We start from the raw sequence: 5927 nt of genomic DNA on the forward strand, positions 1-5927 counted from the left end.
GAGTGCGGCGCGCACCGGCGTGCGCGAGACACCCAAGCGTTCGGCGAGCTGGTTCTCATTGAGCCGCGCACCGGCCGCCAGGCCGTCCTCGTGAATGAGGCGGCTGATGCGGTCGGCCAGGTCCAGATGCAGGGGGGTAGAAACCATAGCTAGAAACGGTTGATGTTTTTTATTCTACAAAATACAATTCAATACATCGATCAATGATCGCTCACTCTACTCATTGCCATGGACCAGACTTTCCCTTGGGGCTCCGACCAGCCCATTCCTTCCTGCCCGTTGATCGAGGTCAGCGGTACGCCGCGCGAGCGGGGCCGCCAGTATGGCGAACAGGCCAAGGCGCGCATCCTGCGCGGCATCGCACATTACTCCACCCAGCTCGAAGGCAGCCAACTCGGCTGGCCCGAGATCGGCACGTTGGTGAAGACCTTCGAGCCCACCATCGAAGCCTTCGATGCTGCCTACCTCGACGAGATGCGCGGCATCGCCGAGGGGGCAGGTGTTTCTTATGAAGCCATCGTGATGCTCAATGCGCGCACCGAGATCCTCAAGCTCGCCGACCGGCGCCGCAAGGGCCAGCCAGCGCAGATTGACCCCGACGGCTGCACCGGCGTGGTCGCCATGCCTGAAGCCACTGCCTTGGGTCGCGTGATCCACGCGCAGAACTGGGACTGGAAGGCCGAATGCGCCGAGACCGCTGTGGTGCTGCGCGTGTTGCGCGACGATGGCCCGGACATTCTGACCTTCACCGAGGCGGGTGGCATGGCGCGCTCGGGCATGAATTCTGCAGGCATCTCCATCACCGCCAACTACCTGGAGTCCGACCGCGACTACCGCCAGCTTGGCGTGCCACTGGCCCTGCTGCGACGCAAGGCGCTGGAGCAGGCGCAACTGGCCCTGGCCATGCGCATCGTGTACTGCACGCCCAAGTCGGCGTCCAACAACGTGATGGTCTCGCACGCCACGGGCGTGGCTATTGACTTCGAGTGCGCGCCGGACGAAACCTTCCAGATCCACCCCGAGCGCGGCGTCATCGTGCATGCCAACCACTTCCAGAGCCCCATCGCGCTCTCCAAGATCAAGGACATGGGCATCGTCAATACGCCGGATTCGCTGTACCGTGACCTGCGCGTGCGCGCTCTGGTGGAGCCGCACATCGGTGCGCTTACCCGTGAGCACATCAAGAACGCGCTGTTCGACGATTTCCAGTCACCGTGGTCGGTCTGTCGCCCGCCGCGCCCCAACTCCAGCAGCAACCTGTCGGCCACGGTGGCCATGGTGGTGATGGAGCCGGCCCTGGGTGAGATGGAAGTCGCCATGCTGCCCGCCCTGGGCCGTAGCTTTGAGGCCTACAGCCTGGACCTGGAACGCCACCTGGCGCTGGCCTGAGTGCGCCCGCTTGCCCCACGAAGAAAGGACTCCGAGATGACTACTGCTCCCTCGCGCTGGCTGTCCAAAGGCCTGGCCATGCTCGCCGGCTTCTGCACGGTTTGCCTGGCTCAGGTCCAGGCCCAGCCGCAGGCCGATACCCTGCGCATCCGTTTGAATGCCGACATTCGCTCCACCGACCCCGGCATTAACCGCGATAACAACACTGACGCGGTGATGATGCACGTGCTCGAAGGCCTGGTTGCCTACCGCGAGGACGCCTCGGTAGCGCCGCTGCTGGCCCAGTCGGTCAGCACCTCGGCCGACGGCAAGACCTACACCTTCAGGCTGCGCCAGGGCGTGAAGTTCCACAACGGCGCACCGCTCACGGCCGATGACGTGCTCTTCGCTTGGAACCGCTACATGACCCCGGCCAACAACTGGCGCTGTCTGGCGGAGTTCGACGGACGCGGCCTGACGAAGGTGGTCAAGGTGGATGCGCCCGATGCCGCCACCGTGGTCTACACGCTGGACAAGCCCTCGGCCCTGTTCCTGGCGACGCTGGCGCGTGTGGACTGCGGCGGCGCCGGCATCTACCACCGCAGTTCTCTTGAGGCCGACGGCAAGTGGCGTGAGCCCGTGGCCACCGGGCCCTACAAGCTCGGTGAGTGGAAACGCGGCCAGTACATCGAACTGTTGCGCAACGACGGCTACGCGGCGCTGCCCGGCCCGCGCGACGGCAACACCGGCGCCAAGATCGCCGAGACGCCCAAGGTGCGCTTCATCATCATCCCTGATGCGTCGGCTGCCAAGGCGGCGCTGTTCTCGGGCGGCATCGACCTGAACTACGACATCAACGATGAGGACATGGCCGAGTACAAGGGGCGCAAGGACGTGCTGATGGAGACCCAGGCCACCATGAACGTGCAGGGCCTGCTGTTCCAGACGCGCGACCCGCTGCTCAAGGACGCGCGCATCCGCCGTGCCATCGCGCTCGCGCTGGACATGCCCGAGCTGGTCGCGGCCGTCACTTCGGGCAACGCCCCGCCCAGCCGCTCGGTGGTGCCCACGCCCAGTGCCTTCTACAAGAAGCCGCAGGCTGCGGTGCCACCGCGCAACCTGGCGCTGGCCAAGAAGCTGCTGGCCGAGGCCGGCTACAAGGGCGAGCCCATCAAGATCCTGGCCACCAAGCGCTACAACAGTGTGTTCAACATCGCCGTGCTGACCCAGGCCATGGTGCAGGAGGCTGGGATCAAGACCGAGGTGGAAGTGCTCGATTGGGCCACGCTGCTCGACCGCTACAACAAGGGCAACTATCAGGCCATGGCCTTCACCTTCTCGGCCCGGCTCGACCCGGCGCTTTCGTACGAGATGGTCACTGGGCAAAAGGACAAGCAGCCGCGCAAGGTGTGGGACGAACCCCTGGCCCACGAGCTGCTGGCCAAGAGCATGGAGACCAGCGACGCTGCCCAGCGCCAGGCCCTATTCGACAAGCTCGAAGCCCGCATGCGCGAGGACGTGCCCGCGATCTTCATGTATTCGGCCGTGAACACCAGTGCCGCCCGCTCATACGCCAAGGGCTACAAGGGTTGGGCACTGGGCACGCCGCGTGCCTGGGGCGTGTCGCTGCGCGCCCCGTGAAGCCGATGGCCTGCTGACCTGGTACACACACCATGGGTTCCTCCTTTCCGCTTTACGTCGGTCGGCGCCTGCTATGGACGCTGCCCACCCTGTTCATCGTGAGCCTGATGGTCTTCGTGCTCATGCGCCTGGTGCCGGGCGACCCGGCCCTGCTCATCCTGGGCGACAGCGCCACGCCCGAGCAACTGGCCGACCTGCATGCGCAGTTCGGGCTCGACCGGCCCATCCCCGTGCAGTTCGCGCTCTGGCTCGGCCGGGTGCTGCAGGGTGACCTAGGCCAGTCCATCACCAGTGGCGAGGCCGTGCTGCCGCTGCTGCTCGAACGCTTCCAGGTGAGTGCCGCCATCGTGCTCGTGGCCGTGGCCCTGGCCACCCTGCTGGCCGTGCCCGCCGGCCTCGTGGCCGCCTGGAAGCAGAACAGTGTGCTCGACACCATGGTGGTGGCAGCAGCCACCTTCTTTCTGTCCATCCCGAGCTTCTGGCTGGGCCTGCTGTTGCTGCTCTTCGTGGGTCTCAAGCTCGGCCTGGTGCCGGTGGTGGGCTACGTGCCCTTCAGCGAGGACTGGCGCTCGGCGCTGACCTTCCTGATCCTGCCGACCATCACGCTGGCGCTGATCGAGCTCGGCATCCTCACCCGCATGGCGCGCGCCAGCGCCGTGGAGGTGCTGCGCCTGGAATATGTGACGCACGCGCGGGCCAAGGGCTTGTCGGAGCGGCGGGTTCTGTTGCGCCATGTGCTGCCCAACGCCTTCGCTCCCACCTGGACCATGATCGGCCTGGTGCTGGGCAACCTGCTGGGGGGCATCGCGGTGCTGGAGACGGTGTTCACGCTGCCCGGCCTGGGCCGCCTGCTGGTGGATGCGATCTTTGCGCGCGACTACCCCGTGGTGCAGGGCTGCCTGCTGTTCACGGCCGCCATCTACGTACTTGTCAATCTCGTGGTGGACCTGTGCTATCCCCTGTTCGACCCCCGGGTGTCCGCGTCATGATGAAGCGCTTTCTTCAACGTCTGCGCACGAATGCCCTGGTCGGCGGCGTGCTTGTGTCCCTGGTGGGCGCAATGGCCTTGCTGTCGGTGTTCTGGACGCCGTACAACCCCATGGGCGTAGCACTGCGCCAGCGGCTGCAGCCGCCCTCGGGCACCTACCTGCTGGGCACCGACGAGTTCGGGCGCGACATCCTCTCGCGCCTGATGGCCGGGGCCGGCACCAGTCTGGTCGTGGCCGCTCTCACCGTGGCGCTGGCCCTGGCGCTGGGCGTGGTAATTGGCCTCGTCGCTGGCTACTTCCGGGGCTGGCTGGACCGAGTGCTGATGGTGTTCAACGATGCCATGCTGGCCTTTCCCGGCATCCTGCTGGCCCTGGGGGTGATGGTCATCGTAGGCGCCAACCAGTGGGGCATCATCGTCGCGCTGGGCCTGGCCTATGCGCCCACGGCGGTGCGCGTGGTTCGCGGCTCGGTGCTCTCGCTGCGCGAGAAGGAGTACATCGAGGCCTCCGAGGTCATCGGCAACTCCGGCCTGCGTACGGTGTTCGCGCATATCCTTCCCAACTGCGTGGCGCCCCTGGTGGTGCTGGCCACATCCATGTTCGGCTGGGTCATCCTGGCCGAGAGCGCGCTGAGCTTTCTGGGCCTGGGCGTGCCGCCGCCCGCGCCCACCTGGGGCAACATGCTGGCCTCGGGTCGGCCCTACATCGAGACCGCCGCCTGGCTGGGCATTGCGCCTGGCGCCTGCATCGCGCTCACCCTGCTCGGCGTGAATCTGCTGGGTGATGCGCTGCGCGATTGGCTTGATCCGCGCATGGAGCACCACTGATGCGGCCATTGTCCTACCCCTTGGCGGAAAGAACCTACATGACGAACGAGAAGAACCCGTTGCCGCTGCTGTCCGTGCGTGAGCTCACGGTGCATGGCCCGCACGCCCGTCCGCTGCTGGACGCCGTCTCCTTCGACGTGCCCGCCAGCGGCGTGGTGGCCCTGGTGGGCGAATCGGGCAGCGGCAAGACCATGGCCGGGCGCGCAGTGCTCGGCCTGCTGCCGCCACAGGTGCGCCAGAGCAGCGGCAGTGTGCTGCTGCAGGGGCGTGACGTGGGGGCCCTGTCGGCGAACGCCCTGCGTGCGCTGCGCGGCTGCGATGTGGGCATGGTGTTCCAGGAGCCCATGGTCTCACTCAACCCCGCGATGACCATTGCCGAGCAGCTCTTCGAAGGCCTGCGCTTGCATGAGCGGCTGAGCGTGGCTCAGGCGCGCGAGCGTGCCATCGCCATGCTGCGCCGAGTACAGATCACCGACCCCGAGCGTTGCTTGGCCGCCTACCCACACCAGTTTTCGGGGGGCATGCGCCAGCGCATCATGCTGGCTTCGGTCATGCTGCTCAAGCCGCGCTTGCTGATCGCCGACGAGCCCACCACTGCGCTCGATTCGCTGAGTCAGCGCGAGGTGATGGAGATCATGGCCGAGCTCACGCGCACCGAGGGCACGGCGGTGCTGCTCATCACGCACGACCTGGGACTGGTGGCGCGCTACGCGCAATCGGTGGTGGTGCTCGAAAAAGGCCGCCTCGTCGAGGCAGGCCCGGTGCGCAGTGTGCTCACTGCGCCGTGCCAAGCCTATACCAGAAGCCTCATCGACGCACTGCCCCAGCGCAGCGCCCAGCGCCCGGCACGGCCTGTGCAGGCTCCGCTGATCGAGGCGAAGGACGTGCACGTGAGTTTCCCCGGGGCGCGCCAGGGTTGGCTGTCCAAGGCTGCGCCCAAGTTCGCGGTGCGCGGGGTGTCGCTGGCCATTCAGCCTGGTGAGGTGGTGGCAGTGGTGGGCGGTTCGGGCTCGGGCAAGACTACGCTGGGCCGAGCCATGATCGGCCTGTTGCCCGTGGCGGGCGGCGATGTGTGCTTTCGTGGCACGCCGCTGGGGCAGGC

6 protein-coding genes are annotated in these 5927 nt (G+C 66.6%); 5 read left to right on the forward strand and 1 reads right to left on the reverse strand.

Going from position 1 to position 5927, the window contains the following annotated elements; translation table 11 throughout:
- A partial coding sequence (locus DBR12_RS15245) for a GntR family transcriptional regulator (protein ID WP_146185550.1) occupies positions 1-147 on the reverse strand: 147 nt, incomplete at its 3' end.
- 81 nt (positions 148-228) lie between these two features.
- On the opposite strand from DBR12_RS15245, the gene DBR12_RS15250 reads away from it, so the two are divergent.
- The 5 genes from DBR12_RS15250 to DBR12_RS23480 all read left to right on the forward strand — a co-directional run.
- Complete coding sequence (locus DBR12_RS15250) at positions 229-1389, forward strand: C45 family peptidase (protein WP_108618040.1); 1161 nt, start codon at positions 229-231, stop codon at positions 1387-1389.
- A gap of 36 nt (positions 1390-1425) precedes the next feature.
- Positions 1426-3009, forward strand: coding sequence for an ABC transporter substrate-binding protein (locus DBR12_RS15255; RefSeq protein WP_108618041.1), 1584 nt, complete (start codon positions 1426-1428; stop codon positions 3007-3009).
- Positions 3010-3041: 32 nt separating this feature from the next.
- A complete protein-coding gene (locus DBR12_RS15260; RefSeq protein ID WP_108618042.1) occupies positions 3042-3998 on the forward strand; it encodes an ABC transporter permease in 957 nt (318 codons plus the stop codon).
- Positions 3995-4825, forward strand: a complete 831-nt coding sequence (locus DBR12_RS15265; protein WP_199226699.1) for an ABC transporter permease — start codon at positions 3995-3997, stop codon at positions 4823-4825. Before DBR12_RS15260 ends, DBR12_RS15265 begins: the two co-directional genes overlap by 4 nt.
- A 38-nt stretch (positions 4826-4863) precedes the next feature.
- On the forward strand, positions 4864-5927 hold a 1064-nt coding region (locus tag DBR12_RS23480), incomplete at its 3' end, for an ATP-binding cassette domain-containing protein (RefSeq protein WP_304529317.1).

It is taken from the genome of Acidovorax sp. HMWF029 (assembly GCF_003060895.1).
Classification (GTDB): domain Bacteria; phylum Pseudomonadota; class Gammaproteobacteria; order Burkholderiales; family Burkholderiaceae_C; genus Acidovorax.